We start from the raw sequence: 21,770 nt of genomic DNA on the forward strand, positions 1-21,770 counted from the left end.
AACACGTCGTTCCCCACGGGGCCATGTGCGATGTTGCCCGGCACTGCTTCGTCCACGACGTCCGTATCCACTGGACGGTGATCTCCACGGCTCCCACCCCCTGGCCCGACGAGTGCCCCACCCCACGTCCGCGCTCGGCCGCGCGGCCGGGACGCCGCCTCCTCCGCCGAGCCGCCGGGTCCGCCCGGACCCGGGCACCGGGCTCCCGCCGGGGCTGGGTGCCCCGGCGAGCCGGGCACCGGCGTGCGAGAAGGCCGCCTCAGCGGACGATCTTGAATCCGAAGAGGTGGGTGCCCAGCGCTCGCGAGACGTCGATCCACATGCGCAGCATCATCTCGGTGGCGCGGGCGGTGCCGATGCCCCCCAGGTCGAGGACGTCCCGCCATCCCAGCGCCCTGAGCAGGTCGCCGACCCGGGCCTTGGCCGTCTCGTCGTCGCCGCTGAGGAAGACGGTGTGGTCGGGCCCGACCGCGTCGGGCTCGGGCATCACCTGCGCCGCCAGCGTGTTGAGCGTCTTCACGACGTAACTGCCGGGCAGGGCGCGCTGGATCGCCTCGCCGAGGCTGTCCGTGTTGACCGGATCCAGGACCGCGTCCGGCCGGGACCAGTCGTAGGGGCTGGACACGTCCATCACCACATGGCCGGTCAGGCCCTCGGCAAGCGGGGCGAGTGCGTCGGGGCAGGCCGGTCCGGAGAGCGCGTTGACGACCAGTCCGGAGCGTTCGGCAGCGTCGACGGCTGCCGGGAAGGAGGCCGGCCGCAGTTGCGGGTGACGGGTGGCCAGCACGCGGTAGGCGTGGTTTCTCGCCATGGTCGTCTCCGGATCACGGGTGCCGACGACGACCTCGTGGCCGAGGGACAGCAAGGCCGGGGCGAGGAGCCGGCAGACTTCGCCGGTGCCGAGGACAGTGATCTTCATGGTGTCGCCCTTCCCTGGGACGGAGTGTCGGTCGGCCTCGCGAACGCGGCGCACGAGGCCGCGAGCCCGCCAGCGCCCGCGGAGGATGCGGCAGGCCGTCGTGCGCCCACGGCCGGCGGCGGCAGGGGCAGGACACCGACGGCTGGGTGGCGGCGAACGCCCCTGCGCACCTCCCCGGCGGAGCACCGGACAGATGCACCGTCAACGTGCGGAAGGTGCGCACCGTCCGCGGCGCTGCGGACGCGAGGGCCCCGCGGCACCGGTCCGGTGGAGCGGGCCGGTGCTGCCCGTGACCGCCCTGTCCGGGCAGCCCCGCCCTTTCCCGGACAGCCGCCGCACGGTCCCTTCCCCGGCCTCCGCAGAGATGTTCGATCATGAGAGACTACCGGCACCCTACATGGATCCGACCTGGGCCCTCGCCTCCCCGGGGGCTGCGCAGCTCGCATCGGCGGTTGCGGCCCGGGTCCCTCGCGAGTGGACGACGGGCGTATGACACACGATCACCACCACACGACAGTCGCCCCGAACGACCCGGCAACGATCTACACGGAGGCGATCGAGGGGTTGGGCACCCTCAGCATGCGCCCCGTCGTCCCGGACGCGGACGCGACGCTCCTCCACTCCTGGGTCAGCCGGGAACGCGCCCGGTACTGGGGCATGCTCGGTGCCAGCCGGGAACGCGTCCGGGAGATCTACGCCTACCTGGACTCCCTGACGACGCACCACGCCCACCTCGTCCACCTGGACGGCCGGCCGGTCGCACTGTTCCAGACCTACGAGCCCGCACACGACCCGGTGGGCGACTGCTACGACGTCCTCCCCGGAGACTTCGGCATCCATGTCCTGATCGGCACGCCGGCCGGCCCGGCGCGCCCGGGCTTCACCGGAGCCCTGCTCGGCTCCTTCCTCGCCCACCTGTTCGAGGACCCGGGCCGCCGGAGGATCGTGGCGGAGCCCGACGCCCGCAACGACCGGGCGGTCGAGCGCTTTGTGCGCACCGGTTTCACCAAGGGTCCGGAGGTGGAGCTCCCCGAGAAGCGAGCACAGCTGGTCTTCCTGAACCGTGAGGACTTCCGGCGCCCCTGAGGGACCGTCGGCCCGCGCGGCCGAGGGGCGCCTCCCCGCATCGGCCCCCCGCAGCGCACCGAGTCCGCCCCCGCCCCGGGGCACCCGCTGGACCGCGAGCCGTCCGGCCTACCGGTCGGGCAGCTCGCCCATGCCCGTGGAGGACCGTGACCCGCCGCCCTTCCGGCCGGTCGGTCGGTCAACGCCGCCTGCGCCTCCGGGAGACCTCATACCGGCGGCGGACGCCGCCGGATCACCGGGACGACGGTCCACGACGACGCACACGGCGGGATCGACGCCCCTGCGCGCGGCACCGTGCGGGATGCCGTCGGACCGCCGCTCCCCCGGACGGCTCAGGGTGGTGAGCCGAGCCGGGAGCGCGGCCGGCCGACCCGCCGCGCCGCCGTCCTCGGGGCGGGCAGGCACCGCGCCCGGTGCCGTCAGCCCCACCCGGACGCCGCGGTGGAGAGGCCCCGAGTGCCCGGATCGCATACCACTTGTCCCTGACGCACAGTCACCAGTGCGCTCACACCGAGTGTTGTCATCTGAATGAAACATTCGGCTACCTAGCGGTAACCAGTCGCCCTGTGCCACTTTTCCGACGCCACCGGCCGGTGTCTGCTCCCATCCCCCACCCACGCCGCGCTCCCCCACGGGGCGCGGTGTGGCCGAACGCTGGAGACAGCCCAATGAAGCGTTTCCTCCGCACCCTGGCCCTCGGCGCCGTGGCCGCCGCCGTCACCCCCCTCCTCGCGGCGTCGCCCGCGCAGGCCGAGACGCGCGACCCGGTCATCTTCGTCCACGGCCTCAGCAGCTCGGCCAGCACCTGGAACACCTGGATCGGCAAGTTCAAGGCCGACGGCTACGACTCCTCGCAGCTGTTCACCTGGTCCTACAACTGGAAGCAGTCGAACAAGACCACGGCCTCCCAGCTCGCCGCCAAGGTCGCGCAGGTACGCGAGGCGACCGGCGCCGAGAGAGTCGACATCGTCACCCACTCCATGGGGGCACTCAACGCCCGCTGGTACGTCAAGTTCAACGGCGGGACCTCCTACGTCGACGACTTCGTCTCGGTGGCCGGCGTCAACCACGGCACGGACCTGAGCGTCCTGTGCTCCTTCTACACCTCGTGCTGGGAGATGGTCGCCGGGAGCAGCTTCCTCGGCACCCTGAACGCCGGGGACGAGACGCCCGGCGACCTCGACTACCTGGCGCTCTACTCGACGTGCGACGCCCTGATCAACCCGGACTCGTCGGCGAGGCTGAGCGGCGCCGCGAACGTGTCCGTCGGCTGCATCAGCCACAACAACATGAACGACAACGCGGGCAACTACGCCAAGGTACGGGACTTCATCGCCTGAGCCCGGCAGCGGCGGCGGCCCTCCGCCGCATCGGCCGGGGCGCCGGGGGCGCGCCCTCCGGGTCCGCGCCCGGGGGTCCTGGTCCCGGGCAGCCGGAGGGGCGGTTCCGGGCCGCGGCGCACGGGCCCGGCCGGGAACCGCTCCCGGCCCTCCCCTTCGGCGGCCGGCCGCCGAAGGGGCCCGCGGGGTCCGGGACCGGTCCTCGGGGCGGACGCCCTGCCCCTCGGACGGCAAGGGGTCGGCAACGGTCGTCCGGGGGCCGGCCCCGGTGTCCGGCGGAGTGCCGACGCCGCCTCACCAGGCGGAGTCGGCCGAGAGTCCGGCGAGCCGGGGCCGGGCCTCCTCGGGCCCGAAGGCCAGTACCCTCACGAGCAGTTCGCGCAGCTCGTCGATGCTCTCGGCCGGCAGGTCGAGCACCGCCTCGATCTCCGCGTCCTCCAGCTCCAGGGCGTCCAGGCACTCGGGGTCCAGTGACACCGCGAGCAGGGTGCCCGCCAGAGACACCTCGCGGACGCAGCCATGGGCCGTGCACCCGTCCGGAGTCGTCACCCGGTAGGTGCCGGGCCCCGGCGGGAGGCCGCTTGCGGACGGCCCACCGGCAGGGCGTGTGAACAGCAGGAAGAAGCCCTCGTCCTCCTCCGCCACGCCGACCTGCATCTCGCCGTCGACGTCGGCCTCGGCCGCCACCGACCGGGCCGTGAACCTGTAGGTCATACACGTGTTCTACCAGGAACCCGGGGAGCCCACGGAGGCGGAGGGCGTCGGCAGCCGGACGCGCCCGGTCCGGGGCGGGTGCCGCGGCGGCCGCAGCCCCGGCCGAGCGGCACACGGCGCCGCCCTCCTGCCCCGCGCATCACGGCGATGCGCCCGTCACCGGCCGCCTCGGGGCCCGGTCCGCCCGGGCGCGGGTCACGGGCCCGGGCGGAACCCGGAGGGCGGTACGCCGTCGGCCGGGGCACGCGAACCGGGGCCCCCGGGGACGGGATGCGGGTCGGCGGTGACGGGCCTCAGGGGGCCGGGTGCGTGCGAGCCCAGGTCCCGGGTGCGCTTGGGCGGCCGCGGATCGCGGTGCACCCGGTGGGCGGGCAGGCCGCGGCCGGTCAGGGTGCGCAGGACGTCCTCGACCACGGACGGAGGTCCGCTGACGTACGCGGTGCACTCCGCCCAGCCCCGGTGGAGGGGCAGGTCCTCGCCAGGCGCCGCGCAGGTCACGCGCAGCCACGGGCACCGGGCTTCGAGTCGCTCCAGCGCCTGCGCGTCGTACAGGTCGCCGCGGGTCCGGGCGCCGACGAGGAGCAGGTGGGCGGCCCTGCCCGGAATGCGCCGAGTGGCCAGGTCCTCCAGCAGGGCCTTGGCCGTGGCCCAGCCGGTGCCCGCCGCCACGGCCAGCACGTCCCGTTCCGCGAGGTCGGCGTCGTCCAGGGTCATCGTGCCGCGCGCGGGGCCCAGGCGCAGCGCGTCGCCGGTCCGGGTGTGCAGGGCCAGCGCCTCGCCCACCCCGCCGGCACCCGCAGCCCGCACGTGGAACTCCAGCTCGCCGTCCGGGCGGGGTGCGTCGGCGAGGGCGTACGGCCGCCAGGTCTGCGGCAGCAGCGGCGACTGGAGGCTCGCGTACTGGCCGGCGCGGTGGGCGTACGGCTCCGAGGGCCGTACCCGCAGCACCGCGACGGTGCCGCCGGTGGCGGTGTGATGCACCCGGTGCCCGGTCACCTCCGCGTTCCAGTGCGTGGGTTCACCGGCCGCGGCCTGTGCTCCGGCCACCATCGCGGCGACACCGCAGCGCAGCATGCGCAGCCAGGCCGCCTCCAGTTCGGGCGTCCAGCCCGCGCCCGCGCTGCGGCGCAGCCCCTGTGCGAGGGCCTCCTCGAACACGGCCAGGTGGGCGGGCCGGACGCCCAGTCGCCGGTGGTCGCGGCCCAGGGCGGCGCAGTAGGCGGTGACCAGGGCGGGACGGTGCAGGTTCTCGACGAGGTAGCGGAAGGCCCGCTCCAGGTGGGCCCGCTGGAAGTCCATGGAGTCGGGGAACAGGGCCCGCAGGTAGGGGTGGCGCTCGAACATCGCGTCGTAGAGGTGGGCGATGAGCCGGTCGAGGGGCAGGACGAGCGGCAGTCGCCGTGTGATGAGCCACTGGTCGTGGGCGCTGTCGTGCCCGCCGCCGGTGTACGGGTCGGCCACGGCCGCCGGGCCCCCGCTCCACGTGGAAGGGCGTCCCGGCGCCGGGGCGGCGGGGGCGGTGAGCAGGCTCCTGCGCAGGTGCATGGCCTCCTGGCGGGCGAGCAGGGCGTGGTAGTCGGCGGAGGTCACGTGTGGCTCCCGGCGGGGGTGCGCAGGTGGGCGGGGAGCACCCGGGCGGCGGACGGCGCGGGTGCCCGGGCCGGTTGGGAGGCCGGTTGCGGGGCCGGTGTTCGTGCCGGTGCCGGGTGGTTCCGGGCCGGCCGCAGGACGTATCGGGCGGTGGAGGGCGAAGGCCCCCCGGACAGTGCCCCGGCGGCGGGGACGGCGGTGCGGGAGAGGGGGGCCGTGGTGGTGTGCAGGGTGGGCTGAGGCATCGCAGGGCTCCTGTCCGGTGCGGGTTCCGCGGCTCGACGGTCCGGAGTATGGCACTCGGCTGCTGTGCCCCAACGGCCCTGGTAGGGCGGGACGTTCGGCCCTCGGGGCGGTGGGGCGGGAGGTGGTTGACTGCGCTGCGCGGCCGGATGCGCCCGCCGGTGGCGGTGCCCCGTTCCCCGTCCGGAGGGGCAGGCGGGGCGGAGCGCATCCGGCGCGCACCACGGGCGGTGCCCCGGGCCGTGGCAGGCCGGGCCGGCCGGTGAAGGGCGTACGGTGACGGAACCGCCCCCCCTTCCCGGGAGGGTCGGCGGGGCCGTCACCGAGGGGGTGGTGTCCGTGGCACGGGTCGTACGGCGGCAGCGGGTGAGCGCGCACGTGGGGTACCACGTGTTCGGGCTGCAGGATTCCGACGACGGGGAGTTGCCTGTCCCCTTTCCCGACGGTGTGGACGCCGGCGCCTTCCTCGGCGTGCATCCGGGTCGATTGGACATCACCAGCGGTGGGCACACCCACACCGCGACGGTCGATGTGGAGGTGTGGGACGGCGCTCCCCCGGCCCAGGATGCGGTCGCCTGGGACGAGCAGGGCGAAGCGACGGTGGAGTCCTCGAGCGGCGAACTCGCGGTGTGGTCCCTGCATTCGGGCCGGATGGACGGCGTCATCACCCTGGGCGGGGCCGGCGGCTCGTGGCGGGTCCGTGTCGGCTGCGTCGGCCGGGCGGCGGCCGCCGCCCTGTCGGCGGGCACCGGGACCGGGACCGGAGTGGAGCGCTACCTCCTCCGGTTCTGGCCGTCCCGGTGAAGGGCGCGGCGGCGGCCGGGCCCGTCGGCGCGGTGGTGCCCTCCCCGTTCGGGGGATGCCGGCCCCGCCGGGCCTCGTGCTGCGGGCCCGGTCGAGAAGGGCCGGAGCAACCGGCGGGCGCCCCGGGTCCGGGTCCCCTCTCGACGGGGTCCCCTGCGCGCGTCCCGCCGATGCCGCGGGTGTTGCCGTGACGTCGTCCGGGCCGCAAGGGGCCGGGCGGGCACGCGCTTCCGTCCCACGGTGACCGGCGCCCCGGTGGCGGGTGGGGTGGCATGGAGTCCGGTACGGGTACGCCGAAGCGGTGCCCCTGGCAGGGCTGGTGGCCCGTGGCCGGCCGGCGTTCCTCTCCGGCCGCCGCCCTTGTGGTGCCGAGCAGCGGCAGGCCTCACGGTGCCCGTCGGGAGGGTTCGTGCCGGGGGCTCGCCGAAGCGGAGACTCCTCGGGGCCGGCGAGGGGCTACTCGGGCTGGGTGACGGTCAGGGCCCAACGGATGCCCTCGTCGGAGGCGTCCACGTCGATGGTGAAGGACCCCGACCGGACGGCACCGGCCTCCATGGTCACCGAGCCCACGCGTGCGTCGCCGACCGGGCAGTCCACGAGGAACGCAGCCACGCGGTCGCCCTGCGACTCCATGGTCACCGCCACACTGCCCCCGCCCTCGCACGCCACGGTGAGCACCGTCGGCAGGCCCTCCCATGCCCCTCCGGACGCCACTCCCCCGTCGCCCGTCGCCTCGTCGACCCACACCAGGCCGTCCGGACCCGGGTGGGGAAGCAGACCACCGGCCGCCACAGCGGGCGTCGCCACCCCCGCGACCGTCCCCAGAGCCGTCAGCACGACCGCCGCGGCGGTCTTCCCCCCACGCATACGCCGTCCTTCCTGAACCATCCGACACGGTAACGGCCAGTCTCGGCCAGGGGAGCGTCCCGGTCATGAGTACCCGTACTCATGACGGCAGGCGGCCCGTGGCATAGGCCCGACGACCGCGGCGGCCCCATCCGGACCGAGGGGGCCGACGCGACCGGCACCGGCGCGGCGCATCGACCCCCTCCCGGCCCGCGGGCGGGCTCACCCCTGCGGGGCGTCCTCGCCCTGCGGCTCGCGCGGGACGATCGCCACGGGGCAGTGGGCGTGGTGCAGTACGGCGTGGGCGACGTGGCCGAGCGGGCGGCCGATGCCCAGGCGCGGGCGGTGGGCCCCGAGGACCAGCAGCGCCGCGTCGTCGGCCGCCCCGACGAGCAGTCCCGGTACGGAGCGCGCGCCCTCGACCTCGGTGGTCACCGCCAGGTCGGGGAACTCCTCGGCGAGTGCGTCGACGAGCAGGCCGATCTCGTGCACCCGCTCCCGCGCCACACCGTCGATGTCGTCGAGCAGGGTGAGTTCGGTGCCGACGTGCGCGAGCGGTGCCCAGACGCTCAGCAGGCGGAGTTCCGTCTTGCGGGCCACCGCCTCCTGCGCCGCGTAGCGCACCCATGGCAGGTCGTCCTGACCGCGCACGGCCGCGATCACGCGCCGGGAGTCCGCAGCCTCGTGGTGTTCGCCGCGGACGACGACGACGGGGACCGTGGCGTGGGCGGCTGCCCCGAGGCCGACGGAGCCGAGCATCAGGGAGCCGAAGCCGCCGAGGCCGCGGCTCCCCACCACGATCGTGCCGTCGGTGCCCGCGGCCTCGCGCAGTGCGCTCACCGCGCCGGAGGAGCTGAGCTCCTTGGTCACCGTCAGGGCCGGGAACCGCTCCGCCACGAGCTCGGCGGTCCCGGCGAGGAGGTCGCGTCCTGCCTCCCGCACCTTCTCGACGGTGTCGGCGGAGGCGTACAGCGCGCGCTTGTCGGTTCCCGTGGCATGGACGAGGTGCAGGGGCCGTCCGCGGCGGTCCGCCTCGGCGGCGGCCCACAGGACGGCCGCCCGCGCTTGTGCGGAGCCCTCGACACCGGCGACGACGGGCCCGAGGGTGATGGGGTTGCTCATTCGTTCCTCCTGGTACGGCCGCACCTGTCTGCGTCCCGCGTCCTCGCGGCGCCCGCGGTGCTCCTGCTTGCCGCGGCACACGGTCCCCGCGCGGTCCGCGGTCTCTCGCCTGTCGCGTTCTGCCTCCACGCTCCCACCGCACGGCGCTCCGGAAGAAGGGACCCGGGGGCCCTGGTCCGGGACGAAAGTCCCTGCCGTGCCCCGCGGGTCCGCAGCGGCGCCGCCCCCCTGCCTCAGCCCAGGGTCGTCGCCATACCTCTGAGCAGCAGCCCGCAGCCGAGCACGAGCACCACGGCCGCGGAGACGAGGGGAGCCGCTCGGCGGGCGAGCGCGAAGAGCCGCCCGTGCGGTCGCAGCATCAGCCTGCGGGTCGTGGTATCGCGCAGGCGCACCACCGCGAAGCCCGCGGCCGCGAGGGTGAGCGCGAGGCCCGCCCCGTAGGCGAGGACCAGGAGGAAGCCGAACCATGCCTGCCCGAGGGCAGCCGCACCGACCAGGACGACGACGGCCGAGGGACTCGGTACCAGCCCTCCCGCGAGGCCCATGAGGACCACGCCGCGCAGGCCGGGGGCGGGAGGGAGGTGGGAGTGCACATGGGCGTGGGCGTGGCCCGTCGGCGCGGCGGGGGTGGCGGACGGGTGCCGGGTCCCCTCGGCCGCGTGGACCGCCGCGGCCGGCACCCGCTCCTCCGCGGGCCTGGTCTGCGCCCCGCCGGCGTGCCGGTCGCCGCCCTCTCCATCGTGCCCGTGGGGGTGGGCATGCCCGTCGGTGTGGGCATGGGTGTGGGGGTGGGCATGCCCGTCGGTGTGGAGATGGCCGTGGGCATGGCCGTGGGCATGGCCGTGGCCCTGCGAGTGGCGCCGCCGCCAGGCCCTGCGGACCAGGAGCGCTCCGGCGAGCGCCACCAGCGCTCCGCTCGCCACCGTCAGCCAGGACACCACCGTGGGCGCGGCGGCCGAGCCGGCCGTGATCAGGGCCCCCAGCGCGAACACCCCCAGGGTGTGGGTCAGGGTCACCGAGGCCCCGAGCGCAAGGACGTCACGCAGCGAGGACCGGCCTCCGGCCGTCGCGGCCGCGGCCATCATCGTCTTGCCGTGGCCCGGGGCCAGGGCGTGCAGGGCGCCGAGTCCCAGGGCGACGGCGAGGGCGAACGCCGCGAAGCCGAGCGTCAGTTCGTGCCGGGCCACCAGGCCGGTCAGCGCCTGTGCCCAGCGGTCGGCCCCGCGCGGCAGCACGCTCGCCACCGGGGAGCCGTCCCCCTCGCTGCGGCCTCCGGCGAGCGCGGGGCCACCGCTCCGCACGGTGAACCCCGCCGTCTCCTGCCGCGGCGGGGACGACAGGAGGTCGTCGGGGTAGGCGCGCAGCCGCTGCGAGACGGACTCCTGGGGTACGTCCGATCCGTCGAGCGTCATGGCGTCGCCCCGGCCCGTGATCTCACGCCAGCCCGCCGCGGTCGCGGCCTGGGCGGGCCGGTAGGAGAAGCGGATCTCCTCGGCGCGCGGTATCGGCGCCGTCAGCGTGCAGCTCACGCGCAGGGTCGTCAGCCCGGCCTGGCCCGCCTGCTCCCGGGCCCGGGCCGCCCCGGCCGTGACCGGGGCGCGGTCGCCCGCGACGACGAGGCGGGCGCCGCGCGCCGCGGCCTCGCACCGGATGCGTGCCCACGCGGTCAGTTCGGATTCCGTCAGCCGGTCGTCACCGTCGGTGTCGATCCGGGCCCGCTCCTGCGCCGAGGGGATCTCGGCGAGGTCCTCCACGTGGTCCACACCCAGCCGGCCGGGTGAGACCACCAGCCCGTCGTACTGGCTCACCGTGAAGTTCCCCAGCGGGTGGGCCTGCGCCGTCTGGGCGGGGAGCAGTGCGAGCACGGCCCCGGCCAGGAGCGCGCCCACAGCGGTCGCGGCGGCGCGCGGCGTCACCGGGCGCTCCCCTCGCCCCGCCCCGCGGCCGCCAGGCTCCTGAGCACTTCCCTGGCCTCGCGGGCCCCGGTGGGCGAGAAGCCCGGGTTCAGTTCCAGCGCGGCGCGCAGATGGCGCTCGGCGCTCTCGGCGTCGCCGAGAGCGTGCTCGATCATGCCCCGGTGGAAGAGGAACGGCGCATGGCGGTAGCCGGGCGAGGGGGCCGTCGCCTGCTGTGCGTGGCGCAGTGCCTCCTTGTGCCGCCCGTTGGCGTGCAGTGCCCAGGCGAGCGCGTCGGCGGTGTGGACGGTCCGGCGGCGCTCCCATTCGGCGCGTGCGGAGGCCAGTGCCTCGCGGGGGTCGCCGTGGTCGGCGGCGACCAGGGCCGCCTCCAGGTCGGTGGAGACACCGCCCGCGGAGGCCAGCCGCAACCAGGTCCCGGCCAGTGCGTACTGCTGCCGGGCCTCGGTGTGCCGTCCGGCCGCCTCGTGGAGTTCGCCCAGGGCGGCCAGCCGTTCCGGGAGCGGCTGCCGGCGGACGGCCTCCCCGAGGTCCGCGAGCGCCTGCTGCGTGTCGCCCTGTGCGGCATGGGCGCGTCCGCGGCCCTCGAGGGCCGGCAGATGCCCGGGATCGGCCCGCAGGGCGTCGTCGAAATGGCCGAGGGCCTGGTCGTACCGGCCCTGGTCCCAGGCGAGTCGGCCGAGCGCGGTGGCGGCGTACGCCCGCTCCGCCGCGCCCGTGGCGGAGTCCTGCACCCGCCTGAGCAGGCGCTCGGCTCCTGCCGTGTCGCCGCGCAGCTCCAGCAGGTACGCGTACCGGGTGAAGACCGGCAGGCCGGGGCGTCGGCGGTCGGCCAGTCGCACGGCCTGCCACGCCTCCTCGTAGCGGCCGAGTTCGACGAGTGCGTCGACCCGGCCGGCCAGCGCCTGCTCGCTGTAGGGGTTCACCCGCAGGGCGTGGTCGGCGTGTCCGAGCGCGGCGGTGAAGTCGTGGCGGGCGGCGGCCAGCAGTGCCCGCCCCGCGAGGGCGGCGTCGTTCCCGGCTGCGGGACGCAGCTCCAGCGACCGGGTGAAGGCCGCTTCGGCCTTGGGATAGAGGGCCGCGTCGCCGCTGGTCCGCGCCTGTTCGACATAGGCGGTGCCCAGGGCCGCCCAGCCGGTGGCGTCCTTCGGCTGGGCCTTCAGGTGCTGCTGCAGGGCTGTGGTGCCCCGGGCGAGGTCGTCGGCGGTCGACTGGGAGAGCGGGACGCCGGCGGCGAGCGCGGGGGCGGGCTGCCGGGGGCCGGGCTCCGCTCCGCCCGCCACGGTGGCGGCGGTGGCCGCCAGGGCGGCGGCTGCCACGGCGGCCGTCCGCAGACGCAGGCCTTTCCCCCGCACTCGCGCGAGCATCGGCTTGGGTCGGGGCATGTGAGTCAACTTCCTCGGTCCTGTGGAGAAGGGGCGGCTTGACGCCTGTCGTTCGCGGAACGGGCGACCGACGCGGACGCGCCGGTCGCGGTTCGGGGCCGCGGGCCCGGAGGAACCGGTCGGCTCCTCCGGGCCCGCGGCGCCGGGTCAGCCGAGCCAGGACCGGCGGGCGGGGCGGCGGCGGGCGCGCAGCCAGAGGCATCCCAGGACGACGAGCAGCACGGCGCCCGCGCCGGAGACGGCCGGGACGGTGTACTGGCTCCACGAGCCGGAGAGGCCCGGGGCTCCTCCGTCGAGGGCGGTGGCGCTCTTGCTCTGCGCGTCGGCGGCGGCCCGGGTGTCCGAGCCGGAGGCGGGCAGCGCGACGTAGGGGAAGGTGTGGCCGAACTCCTTGTCGTTGGTGTCGACCGCGTCGCCCAGGTCGTTCTGGGATCCGACCAGTTCGCCCTCGACGACCTGCAGGGCGATGTCGAGGACGTCGTCGGTGAGACGGCGCCCGTTGGGGAACCCGGCGTTGTCCCCGTCCAGTACGCCCAGGCGCTTCGGCTCGGCCACCGGCTTGACGGAGGTGTTCAGCCGCAGCATCTCCGAGGGTGTCCCGCCGGCGGGCTGGTTGAGGCCCTCGACGCCGGTGAGGAACACCGACACGAGGTCCTGGCGCGGCTCGGCCGGTGCCTCGATCTCGTAGAGGGCTTCGATGAGCTTCGGCAGCTCCGGTTCGGTGACGTTCTTCAGGAAGTCGCCGTCGTCCACCGGTGACGAGGCGTTGAACTTGTCCTTGTCCTTGACCGGGTTGACCACTTCGTTGACCAGGGGCATGCCGAGCCGCGACACCTGCGTCCAGTGGCCGCTCGCGCCACGGCGTTCCGTCGTCGAGTAGATGCCGATGACCGGCTGCTTCTCGGACTCGCGCAGGAAGACGCTCGGGACCTGCAGGGCGATGGAGTTGACGTTGTAGCCCCTGAGGCTGTCGTTGCCGACCTCCGACAGGTCGCCGCCGTAGAGGAGGTCGAAGACGCGCAGGTCGAGGAAGAAGGGGTCGTCCGCCTGGCCCGCGAAGGCCTTCAGCCCGCCCGCGACCTCGTGGACGGCCTGGTCCCGCAGCTTCTGGTAGTCGGGCATGGACGCCTTGCCGACGTTGGCCGGCGCGGTCGGCAGGTTCCGGGCGAGCCGGTGCGAGGAGACGGCCTTGCCGTGCTTCAGCCGCACGAGCTCGATGTCGTAGGTCTGGGTGAAGTTCAGGTCGGGGTCGTCCAGGCTCTCCACCACGCCCGTGTTGTGCAGGAAGGTGTGCTCGTTCTTGCGGTGGTCGGTGAAGGTGAACCGGTAGAGCAGGTCGTCGCGCGCGTCCGCGTCGCTGTCGACGTGGATGGTGTAGCGCGCGTCGCTGGCGAACGGGAAGAAGTTCGGTCCTCCCGCGGGTTCCTGGAAGGGCAGCCAGTTGGCCACGATCGTCGTCGTGTCGGGGTGATCGGGGCTGACGAAGGCATACACGTCCGTGTTGTCGAGCTGCGGCAGCCCCGAGATCAGGGGGGCCTCCCGGTGACTGGATGCGGCCGCGGTCCGCGGCTCGAGCGCCGCGGCGCCCACGGCCGAGAGCCCTGCTGCGGCCAGGGCCCCGCAGGTGAACAGAGCCATGCTCCGGCGTGCTGGTCGGGGCCGGCTGCCCCACGTCTTCGGCGTCATCGCGTTCGTCCTTCGTCCGACTTCCGGTCCGGTCCGGTTGTCCGACTAGTACGTGCGCGAGGGCGGTTTTGTTTGGTCTTGATCGCCACGAATTTCGGTGGAGCCGCTCTGCGGGGAGGCGCGCGGACCGCGCGCACGGGGACGGCCGTCCCAGGGTCACCGCAGGTGGGGAGGGGCGGGCAGGGGGTGGGCGGGGTGGCGATCGGCGGTGTCGGGGGCCTCGCGATCAACCCGCGTCCGGCCCCGGCATTCCCGCGGCGCGCGGGCGGCGAACCGCCGCACCCGCGGCGGGCCGGACCCGGACCGGACGGGCACCGCAGGCCCCGGCCCCCGCTCGGGGGCGGGGGCCGGCGCGGGGTGCGGGGCGGGGCGGGGCGGGGGCCGGCGCGGGGTGCGGGGCGGGGTGCGGGCTCGCCCTGTCTCCGGTTCCGGTGCGCCAGTGCTCACCGCTCCTGGCAGGTGCGCAGCAGGGCGAGCAGTTCCTCGTCGCCCAGCCCGAGCGCCCGTGCGTCGGTCACCAGGCTCCGCACCCGGGCGACCAGGTCGGCGCGGTCGGGACCGGCCCCGGCGGTGACCACGGCGCCGCGGCCGCGCCGCAGTTCGATCAGGCCCTCCTCGGACAGCTTCCGGTAGCCGCGCAGGACGGTGTGGACGTTGACGCCGAGCGAGGCGGCCAGTTGCCGGGCGCCGGGCAGCCGGTCGCCGGGTGCCGCGCGGCCGTCGGCGATCGCGCCCCGTACCGCGGCCGCGACCTGGTCGCCCAGCGGGACCGGCGAGGCGGTGTCGACTCTGACCAGCATCGTCAGCCCTCTGTTCCGCGGCGGGAGATCAGCGCGTTGAGCAGGGCCGCCGCGCTGCGGGAGTCCTCGACGGTGACCACGAACTCCTTGCCGGTGCGCAGCCGCAGCGAGAGCGCCTGCCCCGCGTACAGCACCAGTCCCCGGGACCCGGGGCGGACCCGGTAGCCCCAGCCGCCGAACTCGGCGAACGGCGCCACGTCGCGGCTGCCCGCGGTCTCGATCTGCTCCAGGGGGATCCTCTTGCGGAACCAGGGCAGCCCGAACCAGACGAGGCTGAGCCCCCGGTCGTCGACGACGACGCGTACCAGTGTGGACGCCGCCGCGACCACGGCGACCGAGAGGAGCACCGCCGCGGGCAGCCACTGCGACAGCGCGGACAGCGCGGCCGACGCCACGAGCAGGGCCGCGGCGAGCCAGACCGCGGACCTCGCCCCGGCCGCACGGCTCCACACCGCCCGCTCACCCGCGGCGAGTTCCAGCGGGGCCTCCGCCGCGGCGGCCTCGGGCCTCGCCTCGGGATCCGGACCGAGCAGCAGGCCCACCACCGTGCCGGACAGCACACCGGCCAGGGCCATGACCGGCAGCATCAGCGGATCGAACTCCGCTGCGGACGCATCGGCGAGGTCCGTGTTGGCCAGCGGCACGGCCGCCAGCGCCCAGCCGAGGACGCCCGGTACACCGGCGACGGCCGCGACCGTCGCGCGCGGCAGCCCGCCTCGGCGCGAGCCCGCCCACAGCACGGCCCCGACCAGCGCACCCACCCCCAGCAGAACGCCGAGGACCACCCAGGGCCACCGGGCCAGGGCCGTGAACCCGTCGGGCCCCGCCCCGGAGAAGTGCGTCGCCATCGGGTCGGGCAAGCGGTCGCGCACGGCGGCGAACACCGCCAGCGCGAGAACCGCAGCCGATCCGTGTGCCGCCAGCACCAGACCGATGCCCCGCCACCGTCTTCCCATTCCCGTCCCCTCTCGCGAGCAGCTCTCGACCTCGGGTCGATTGTTCGCATTGAATGCAAACAAGTCAAGCGATCGGGACCGAAGGGCGTCAGTGGCGCCCCACGTCGGGGGCCTGCGGCCGGCGGAGCCCCTGGAGGAGCAGTTCGACCAGCCGGCGGGGGTCGTAGCGGGAGTCGCCGTCCCGCCCGACACAGAGGTTCCCGATGCCGCGCATCAGCTCGTAGGGCTGCACACCCGGCCTGATCTCACCGGCGTCGACCGCGGCGTCGAGCAGCCGGGCGCAGACCGGCATCAGGCGGTCGAGGAAGTGGGTGTGCAGCGCGGCGAAGCGGTCGCTGTCGGACTGGAGGGCGTCGGCGAGCCCGTGCTTGGTGACGAGGAAGTCGACGAAGAGGTCGACCCATCGGCGCAGCGCCTCGAACGGGGAGCCGGAGGAGGCGAGCAGGGCCGGCCCGGCCTCGGCGCACGCCTCGATCTGATGGCGGTAGACGGCCGTGACGAGGTCCGCCCGGGTCGGGTAGTGGCGGTAGATCGTGGCCATGCCGACGCCGGCCCGGGCGGCGATCCGGCGGATGGGCGCATCGACGCCATGGGTGACGAACACCTCGGCGGCAGCGGCGAGCACCGTCTGCTGATTGCGCCGCGCGTCGGCCCGCCTGCCCCGGGGCTGCTCGTCTCCGGTCTGGTCCGCAACGGGCACCACACTCTCCTTCCGATCGCCGTTGACTAAACGGAGCAGTGCTCCATATGGTTAAACGAAACACCGCTCCGCTTCAGGCTAGCCGAAGCCGGGCGCTCCGGACCGCCTCGCCCGCCCCGCTCCGAAGTGCGGCGGCACCAGAGGCCGAAGAAGGGACAACCCGCCATGAGTGACACCGCCCGTGCAGCCGCCCCCCTCTCCCCGCCCCCGCCCGTCCTCTCCGTCGGCCCCGTCGTCCTGCCGTCCCCCGGCCGCGCCGTGGACCTGCAGGTGCGGGTGTCCGCCCCGATGGCAGGGGACGGGCTGCCGGTCATCCTCCTCTCGCACGGCCTCGGGTTCTCGAACCACCTCTCCTCGCTGAACGGCTACGCACCGCTCGCCCAGCTCTGGGCGGCGCACGGTTTCGTCGTGATCCAGCCGACCCATCTGGACTCGAGGACCCTGGGCCTCGCCTCCGACGCCCCCGGGGCACCCCCGCACTGGCGTTCGCGTGCCGAGGACATGACGCGGATCATCGACCGGCTCGACGCGCTCGAGGCCGCCGTCCCCCCGCTCGCCGGGCGCCTGGACCGCGGCCGGATCGCCGTGGCCGGGCACTCCATGGGCGGGCACACCGCGAGCCTGCTGCTGGGAGCCCGGCTCACCGACCCTCACGACGGGACGGAGGTGGACCTGGCCGATCCGAGGATCACCGCGGGTGTGCTGCTCGCCGCGCCCGGAAGGGGCGGCGACGCGCTCACCGCGTTCACGGTGGAGAACTACGCGTTCTTCCTGACGACGGACTTCTCGACGATGACGGCGCCCGCGCTGGTGGTCGCGGGCGACAAGGACGACTCCGCGTTCCTGACCGTCAGGGGGCCGAGCTGGCACGCCGACCCCTACACCCTGTCTCCGGGCCCCAAGTCCCTCCTCACTCTGTTCGGAGCGGAACACGGACTCGGCGGGATCTCGGGATACGACGCGGCCGAGACGACGGACGAGGACCCCGAGCGGGTCACCGCCGTCGCCCGGCTCACCCAGGCCTATCTGCGCAGCGCGCTCCAGCCCGGCGACTCCGCCTGGCAGGCGGCACAGGACGCCCTGGCGGCCGGGCCGGAGCCGCTCGGCCGGGTCGAGTCCAAGTAGGCCGCCCCCGGCCCCCGGCCGGCGGCGGCCGGGGGCCTCAGGCCAGGTCGGTCAGGTCCTCGGCGAACACCTGCGACAGCGGCTGCGGCCCCACGTACTGCTGGCAGTTGCACTGGTCCGCCTCGTAGCGCAGCGGCTTCTTGTTCTCGTCCCAGGCGGTCGGCACCTCGACCCGTTCGTGGCACCGGCCCTGCTTGTCGTGCTTGGCGAGATGGTGCGTGCATCCGCAGACGGGTTCGGGGGGCCTGTTCGCCGCCTCGACCGCCAGCCGCTCCTCCTTCGCCGCCTCCAGCAACTGCAGTTTGCGTTCGTGCCGGTTGCGCAAGGCGGTACGCACGTTGTCGGCCGCCCAGGCGAAGCCCCCGGTCCAGAAAATGATCAGCAGCACCCACACCCAGTTCACCAGGTGTCCCCCTTCCGCTCGCTGAGCCTTGCCCGTCAGCTTAGACCGCGTCCCCGAGTCACCCGCGGGAAGGCTCCGAGGGGGGACGGGCCGGCTGCGGACCCGGGGGCAGGTCTGGGCCGGGGCGCCGAGCACACCGTGCCCCGGGCTCCGGCCGTGCGGGCCCTCCGGCCCGGACGGCCGGAGACCGGGGCAGCCGCCCGGGCCCGCACCGGGCTCCGGGCCGGGCGGCTCCTCCGGCCCGCGGGGGCGGCACCGGTCCCGCCCCCGCGGGCCGCGGGCCTCAGGAGGCGGCGGGGGCGCTCAGGTCGTAGAGCGTGGTCCCGTCGACGGTGACGGCGGTGAAGTTCTCCGCGACCCAGGAGGAGATCTCCGTCGAGGTGCCCCCGCCGGGGCCGCCCCGCCCGCCCCCCTCGCCGCCGCCGATGAACCAGTGGATGCGTCCGTCGGCGACGTGGTCCCGGAACTGCTCCAGTGTCGGGGAGGGGTCGCTGCCGTTGAAGCCGCCGACGGGCATGACCGGTTCGCCCGTGGCGAGCTGGAAGGACGCCGCGTTCTGGGCGCCCACCGCCGCGGCGACCCAGGTGTAGGAGCCGGCGTCCTGCAGCAGGCGGCTCCTCGCCTCCTCGCTCACCCGGGTGCCGCCGAGCAGGCCGCCCGTGCCGCCGCGGCCGCCCGTGCCGGGACCGCCGCCCGTGCCGGGACCGCCCCCGGTGCCGGGACCGCCGCCCCGGCGGCCGTCGTCCTGAGGGATGCCGTCCTGACCGGTGCCGTCCTGACGGGTGCCGTCCTGGCCCCGGCCGTCGGCGCGGGTGCCGTCCTGGCCCGGCGGGAGCATGCCGCGCGGACCCCGGCCCTGGCCTCCGGCCGCGCCGTCCTGCCCCTGGCCGCGTGCGCCGGGAGGCTGCGCACCCCCAGCGCCGTCCTGTCCGCCCGGACCGCCCGGACCGCCCTGGCCTCCGGGGCCCCCGCGGGTGCCGGAGACCGCCGGGCCGGCCGTCACCAGCGACCCGGTGTGCGCGCTGTTCACGGTCGTGGCCGCGTAGGCGGCGGGTCCGGCGAGAGAGGCGGCCAGCGCGAGTCCGGCGGAGGCCAGGACCACCCGGCGCCCCAGGCGGACCGCCGTCAGCCCCGCGGCCGCCAGGAGTCCGGCCACCAGGACGGCCGGTGACAACCACGGCAGGTAGTCCTCCGAACGGTCCAGCAGACGCGAGGACCACCAGGCGGTCAGGGCCACCGTTCCCGCCAGGCAGACGGCCCAGGGCAGACGCGCCCGCTCCTCCCACAGCATCGTCGCGCCCATGCCGACCAGCGCCGCGATGTACGGGGCGAGCGCCACCGTGTAGTACTCGTGGAAGATCCCCGCCATGAAGCTGAACACGGCGGCCGTGGACAGCAGCGCCCCGCCCCACACCAGGAACGCGGCCCGGGCGGTGTCGGTGCGCCGGGCGGTACGGGTCAGCACCAGCCCGGCGGCCAGCAGGACCAGCGCCGCGGGCAGCAGCCAGGCGATCTGGCCCCCGATGTTCCCGGCGAACAGCCGGTCCAGGCCCGTCTCGCCCCAGCGGCCGCCGCCGCCCGGGCCGCCTCCACCGCCGACACTGCCGACCTCGTTGCCGTTGATCCGCCCGAAGCCGTTGTAGCCGAAGGTCAGTTCCAGGAAGCTGTTCCCCTGCGAGCCGCCGATGTAGGGGCGCGAGGAGGCCGGCCACAGCTCGACGACCGCGACCCACCAGCCGCCCGCCACCAGCAGCGCCGCCGCCGCGAGGGCCAGCTGCCCCAGGCGCCGGCGCAGCCGGGTCGGTGCGCACACCGCGTAGACCACCGCCAGGGGCGGCAGGATCAGGAAGGCCTGGAGGGTCTTCGTCAGGAACGCCAGCCCGACGGCCGCGCCCGCAGCGAGCAGCCACCCGGTGCGGGCCTGCTCCAGGGCGCGGAGCACGCAGTAGACGGTGACCGTCATCAGCAGGGCCAGCAGAGCGTCGGGGTTGTTGAACCGGAACATCAGGGCCGCGACCGGCGTCAGGGCCAGCACGGCACCGGCGATCAGCCCGGCCGCCGGGGTGAACCGGCGGCGCACGGCCGCGTGGAGCACGGCGACGGTGGCCACTCCCATCAGCACCTCGGGGACGAGGATCTGCCAGGAGCCGAGCCCGAACAGCCGCACCGACAGCGCCATCGGCCACAGGGCGGCCGGGGGCTTGTCGACGGTGATGGAGTTGGCGGCGTCGGAGGAGCCGAAGAAGAACGCCTTCCAGCTCTCGCTCCCGGCCTGCACGGCGGCGGAGTAGAAGGAGTTGGCGTATCCGGAGGAGTCCAGGTTCCACAGGTACAGCAGGGCGGTGGCGGCCAGCAGGGCCAGCAGCGCGGGACGCGCCCACGCGGGGTCCTCCGCCCGTCCGCGCCACGGCCGCCCCGGGATGCGGACGCGGCCGCGTCCGGCTCCCGCGGCCGTGGCGGGGGGCGCTGCTGCGGGGGCGCCCCCGGCGGCGGGGGCGGTGGACCCGCCCGGATCCGGGGCGGCAGGGGTCGAAGCGGTGCTCATCGGGTGGACCTCGTGTCCTCGTCGGCGGTGCGGTCGGGGGCGGGGGCGCGGCGGGAGGTGCCGGGGCCGGCGTCCGCAGAGCGGGTGCGGGGGGTGCGGACGGTCTCGGGGAAGACCCAGGTCCGCAGCAGCAGGAAGCGCAGCACGGTGGCGGCCAGGTTCGCGGCCACCAGGACGGCCAGTTCGGTGGTGTGCGAGGGGTTCCCCGCCGCCGCGTCCAGGGCGGCGAGGGAGCCGCTGGTCAGGGCGAGTCCGATCGCGAACACCACCAGCCCCTGTGCCTGGTGGCGGACCATCCGCTCCCAGCCGCGGACCTTGAAGGTCAGGCGCCGGTTGGCCGCGGTGTTGGCGACGGCGGACAGCAGCAGTGCCGCGGCATTGGCGGCCTGCGGGCCCGCGGCCGACCGGAACAGGGTGTAGAGCAGCAGGTACAGCAGGGTGGAGGCGGCTCCGACGGCGAGGAAGCCGACCAGCTGGCGCGCCAGGCCCGAGGGCACACCGGTCAGCAGCCGGTCGCGGGGGTCGTCCCCGAAGGGCCGGGCGAGCCGGTCCAGCGGCAGGGCCCCCACCGCCAGGGCGCGGCCCACCCGCCACACGCCCTTGAGGTCCTCGGCGGCGGTGCTGACGAGCTGCACGGTGGAGTCGGGGTCGTCCACCCAGTCCACCGGCACCTCGTGGATGCGCAGGCCGGCGCGCTCGGCGAGGACCAGGAGTTCGGTGTCGAAGAACCAGCCGGTGTCCTCGACCATGGGCAGCAGCCGCTCGGCCACCTCGCTCCTGATGGCCTTGAACCCGCACTGCGCGTCGGAGAACCGGGCGGAGAGGGAGGACTTGAGGATCAGGTTGTAGGCCCGGGAGATGAACTCGCGCTTGGGGCCGCGCACCACGCGGGAGCTGTGCGAGAGGCGGGAGCCGATCGCCAGGTCGGAGTGGCCGGAGATCAGGGGTGCGACGAGCGGCAGCAGGGCGTTGAGGTCGGTCGACAGGTCCACGTCCATGTAGGCGAGCACCGGGGCGTCGGACTGCGACCACACGGTGCGCAGCGCCCTGCCGCGGCCCTTGGCCTCCAGTCGGCGGAAGCGGACCCCGGGGAGGCGTGCGGCCAGGGCGGCGGCGATCTCGGGGGTGCGGTCGGTGCTGGCGTTGTCGGCGACGGTGATGCGGAACCCGTAGGGGAAGGTGCCGTTCAGGTGCTCGTGCAGGCGCAGTACGGACCGTTCGAGGCCGGCCTCCTCGTTGTACACGGGGACCACCACGTCGAGGACGGGGACGGGGGCCGGGCGGGCGAGCAGGTGCTCGCGGGCGGGCAGCGCTCCCGTGTGGGTGTCTGTTCGCATACGGACGACCTTCTGCGGACCCGCTGTCACGGTGGTGTGGTGCGGCTGTGCGCCGGCTGTGAGGGTTCCCCGGGCCCCCGGTCCCGGGTCCCGGGGGTGGCGGCGGGTGCGGCGGGGCCGGGGCGGGGGTGCCCGGGAGGTCGGGCCGGGGCCGCGGGCGAGGAGGGCCGCGCGGCGGCGGGCCCCCGGGACGGCACGGGGGCCGCAGGGCGCACGGCGGCCTCGGGGCGCGGGTCCGCAGGGCGTCCCGGGG

At 75.3% G+C, this 21,770-nt stretch carries 18 protein-coding genes; 4 read left to right on the plus strand and 14 right to left on the minus strand.

The window, feature by feature from the left end; translation table 11 throughout:
* Positions 1 to 259: 259 nt before the first annotated feature.
* Positions 260 to 919: an NADPH-dependent F420 reductase gene (locus ACGF15_RS06850; protein WP_392797092.1), complete on the minus strand. Its 660-nt coding sequence runs from the start codon at positions 917 to 919 to the stop codon at positions 260 to 262.
* 489 nt (positions 920 to 1,408) lie between these two features.
* Between ACGF15_RS06850 and ACGF15_RS06855 the strand changes: the two genes are divergently transcribed.
* Complete coding sequence (locus tag ACGF15_RS06855) at positions 1,409 to 2,005, plus strand: GNAT family N-acetyltransferase (protein ID WP_362613390.1); 597 nt, start codon at positions 1,409 to 1,411, stop codon at positions 2,003 to 2,005.
* 668 nt (positions 2,006 to 2,673) lie between these two features.
* Positions 2,674 to 3,345, plus strand: a complete 672-nt coding sequence (locus tag ACGF15_RS06860; protein WP_345615775.1) for an alpha/beta fold hydrolase — start codon at positions 2,674 to 2,676, stop codon at positions 3,343 to 3,345.
* Positions 3,346 to 3,639: 294 nt separating this feature from the next.
* Here the strand turns inward: ACGF15_RS06860 and ACGF15_RS06865 are convergent, their stop codons facing one another.
* Both ACGF15_RS06865 and ACGF15_RS06870 read right to left on the minus strand, forming a co-directional pair.
* Positions 3,640 to 4,059 carry a hypothetical protein gene (locus tag ACGF15_RS06865; RefSeq protein ID WP_345615776.1) on the minus strand — a complete coding sequence of 140 codons (420 nt, stop codon included), beginning with the start codon at positions 4,057 to 4,059 and terminating at the stop codon, positions 3,640 to 3,642.
* 195 nt (positions 4,060 to 4,254) lie between these two features.
* Complete coding sequence (locus tag ACGF15_RS06870) at positions 4,255 to 5,649, minus strand: globin domain-containing protein (protein WP_392797093.1); 1,395 nt, start codon at positions 5,647 to 5,649, stop codon at positions 4,255 to 4,257.
* 519 nt (positions 5,650 to 6,168) lie between these two features.
* Here ACGF15_RS06870 and ACGF15_RS06875 point away from each other — a divergent pair.
* Positions 6,169 to 6,696 (plus strand): hypothetical protein, encoded by a 528-nt coding sequence (locus tag ACGF15_RS06875; RefSeq protein WP_392797094.1) that lies wholly within the window; start codon positions 6,169 to 6,171, stop codon positions 6,694 to 6,696.
* Positions 6,697 to 7,152: 456 nt separating this feature from the next.
* Here ACGF15_RS06875 and ACGF15_RS06880 read toward each other — a convergent pair whose 3' ends face one another.
* The 8 genes from ACGF15_RS06880 to ACGF15_RS06915 all read right to left on the minus strand — a co-directional run bounded on the left by ACGF15_RS06880 (position 7,153) and on the right by ACGF15_RS06915 (position 16,107).
* The gene (locus tag ACGF15_RS06880) at positions 7,153 to 7,563 is read right to left on the minus strand and encodes a hypothetical protein (RefSeq protein WP_392797095.1); all 411 of its coding nucleotides are present in this window, start codon (positions 7,561 to 7,563) and stop codon (positions 7,153 to 7,155) included.
* Between the two features lie 201 nt (positions 7,564 to 7,764).
* Entirely contained in the window at positions 7,765 to 8,664 is a 900-nt protein-coding gene (locus tag ACGF15_RS06885) for a universal stress protein (protein ID WP_345615780.1), read from the minus strand.
* A gap of 233 nt (positions 8,665 to 8,897) precedes the next feature.
* The gene (locus tag ACGF15_RS06890) at positions 8,898 to 10,580 is read right to left on the minus strand and encodes a nickel transporter (protein WP_392797096.1); all 1,683 of its coding nucleotides are present in this window, start codon (positions 10,578 to 10,580) and stop codon (positions 8,898 to 8,900) included.
* A complete protein-coding gene (locus ACGF15_RS06895) occupies positions 10,577 to 11,965 on the minus strand; it encodes a tetratricopeptide repeat protein (RefSeq protein ID WP_362614109.1) in 1,389 nt (462 codons plus the stop codon). Before ACGF15_RS06895 ends, ACGF15_RS06890 begins: the two co-directional genes overlap by 4 nt.
* Before the next feature lie 147 nt (positions 11,966 to 12,112).
* Positions 12,113 to 13,603, minus strand: coding sequence for a DUF4331 domain-containing protein (locus ACGF15_RS06900; RefSeq protein WP_392797097.1), 1,491 nt, complete (start codon positions 13,601 to 13,603; stop codon positions 12,113 to 12,115).
* 491 nt (positions 13,604 to 14,094) lie between these two features.
* Positions 14,095 to 14,451 carry a GntR family transcriptional regulator gene (locus ACGF15_RS06905; RefSeq protein WP_345615782.1) on the minus strand — a complete coding sequence of 119 codons (357 nt, stop codon included), beginning with the start codon at positions 14,449 to 14,451 and terminating at the stop codon, positions 14,095 to 14,097.
* 2 nt (positions 14,452 to 14,453) lie between these two features.
* A complete protein-coding gene (locus ACGF15_RS06910; protein WP_362614105.1) occupies positions 14,454 to 15,407 on the minus strand; it encodes a hypothetical protein in 954 nt (317 codons plus the stop codon).
* A gap of 88 nt (positions 15,408 to 15,495) precedes the next feature.
* Positions 15,496 to 16,107: a TetR/AcrR family transcriptional regulator gene (locus tag ACGF15_RS06915; protein WP_392797098.1), complete on the minus strand. Its 612-nt coding sequence runs from the start codon at positions 16,105 to 16,107 to the stop codon at positions 15,496 to 15,498.
* A 165-nt stretch (positions 16,108 to 16,272) separates the two neighbouring features.
* Here ACGF15_RS06915 and ACGF15_RS06920 point away from each other — a divergent pair, with 165 nt between their 5' ends.
* The gene (locus tag ACGF15_RS06920; protein ID WP_392797099.1) at positions 16,273 to 17,232 is read left to right on the plus strand and encodes an alpha/beta hydrolase family protein; all 960 of its coding nucleotides are present in this window, start codon (positions 16,273 to 16,275) and stop codon (positions 17,230 to 17,232) included.
* A gap of 37 nt (positions 17,233 to 17,269) precedes the next feature.
* Here ACGF15_RS06920 and ACGF15_RS06925 read toward each other — a convergent pair whose 3' ends face one another.
* The 3 genes from ACGF15_RS06925 to ACGF15_RS06935 form a co-directional block, all read right to left on the minus strand.
* Entirely contained in the window at positions 17,270 to 17,635 is a 366-nt protein-coding gene (locus tag ACGF15_RS06925; RefSeq protein ID WP_345615787.1) for a hypothetical protein, read from the minus strand.
* 283 nt (positions 17,636 to 17,918) lie between these two features.
* Positions 17,919 to 20,180 carry a glycosyltransferase family 39 protein gene (locus tag ACGF15_RS06930; RefSeq protein WP_392797100.1) on the minus strand — a complete coding sequence of 754 codons (2,262 nt, stop codon included), beginning with the start codon at positions 20,178 to 20,180 and terminating at the stop codon, positions 17,919 to 17,921.
* On the minus strand, positions 20,177 to 21,517 hold the full coding sequence (locus tag ACGF15_RS06935; RefSeq protein ID WP_392797101.1) for a glycosyltransferase: 1,341 nt from the start codon (positions 21,515 to 21,517) through the stop codon (positions 20,177 to 20,179). The genes ACGF15_RS06930 and ACGF15_RS06935 overlap by 4 nt, the downstream gene beginning before the upstream one ends.
* Between the last annotated feature and the right edge of the window lie 253 nt (positions 21,518 to 21,770).

It is taken from the genome of Streptomyces sp. NPDC048001 (assembly GCF_043203115.1).
Classification (GTDB): Bacteria; Actinomycetota; Actinomycetes; order Streptomycetales; family Streptomycetaceae; genus Streptomyces; species Streptomyces sanyensis.

What these genes read in the sequence shown, in the direction of transcription:
- ACGF15_RS06935 (WP_392797101.1), bottom strand. Translation starts at nt 21,517, where the DNA reads ATGCGAACAGACACCCACACGGGAGCGCTGCCCGCCCGCGAGCACCTG.
- ACGF15_RS06880 (WP_392797095.1), bottom strand. Translation starts at nt 7,563, where the DNA reads ATGCGTGGGGGGAAGACCGCCGCGGCGGTCGTGCTGACGGCTCTGGGG.
- ACGF15_RS06885 (WP_345615780.1), bottom strand. Translation starts at nt 8,664, where the DNA reads ATGAGCAACCCCATCACCCTCGGGCCCGTCGTCGCCGGTGTCGAGGGC.
- ACGF15_RS06930 (WP_392797100.1), bottom strand. Translation starts at nt 20,180, where the DNA reads ATGAGCACCGCTTCGACCCCTGCCGCCCCGGATCCGGGCGGGTCCACC.
- ACGF15_RS06865 (WP_345615776.1), bottom strand. Translation starts at nt 4,059, where the DNA reads ATGACCTACAGGTTCACGGCCCGGTCGGTGGCGGCCGAGGCCGACGTC.
- ACGF15_RS06910 (WP_362614105.1), bottom strand. Translation starts at nt 15,407, where the DNA reads ATGGGAAGACGGTGGCGGGGCATCGGTCTGGTGCTGGCGGCACACGGA.
- ACGF15_RS06850 (WP_392797092.1), bottom strand. Translation starts at nt 919, where the DNA reads ATGAAGATCACTGTCCTCGGCACCGGCGAAGTCTGCCGGCTCCTCGCC.
- ACGF15_RS06855 (WP_362613390.1), top strand. Translation starts at nt 1,409, where the DNA reads ATGACACACGATCACCACCACACGACAGTCGCCCCGAACGACCCGGCA.
- ACGF15_RS06895 (WP_362614109.1), bottom strand. Translation starts at nt 11,965, where the DNA reads ATGCCCCGACCCAAGCCGATGCTCGCGCGAGTGCGGGGGAAAGGCCTG.
- ACGF15_RS06860 (WP_345615775.1), top strand. Translation starts at nt 2,674, where the DNA reads ATGAAGCGTTTCCTCCGCACCCTGGCCCTCGGCGCCGTGGCCGCCGCC.
- ACGF15_RS06900 (WP_392797097.1), bottom strand. Translation starts at nt 13,603, where the DNA reads ATGGCTCTGTTCACCTGCGGGGCCCTGGCCGCAGCAGGGCTCTCGGCC.
- ACGF15_RS06920 (WP_392797099.1), top strand. Translation starts at nt 16,273, where the DNA reads ATGAGTGACACCGCCCGTGCAGCCGCCCCCCTCTCCCCGCCCCCGCCC.
- ACGF15_RS06905 (WP_345615782.1), bottom strand. Translation starts at nt 14,451, where the DNA reads ATGCTGGTCAGAGTCGACACCGCCTCGCCGGTCCCGCTGGGCGACCAG.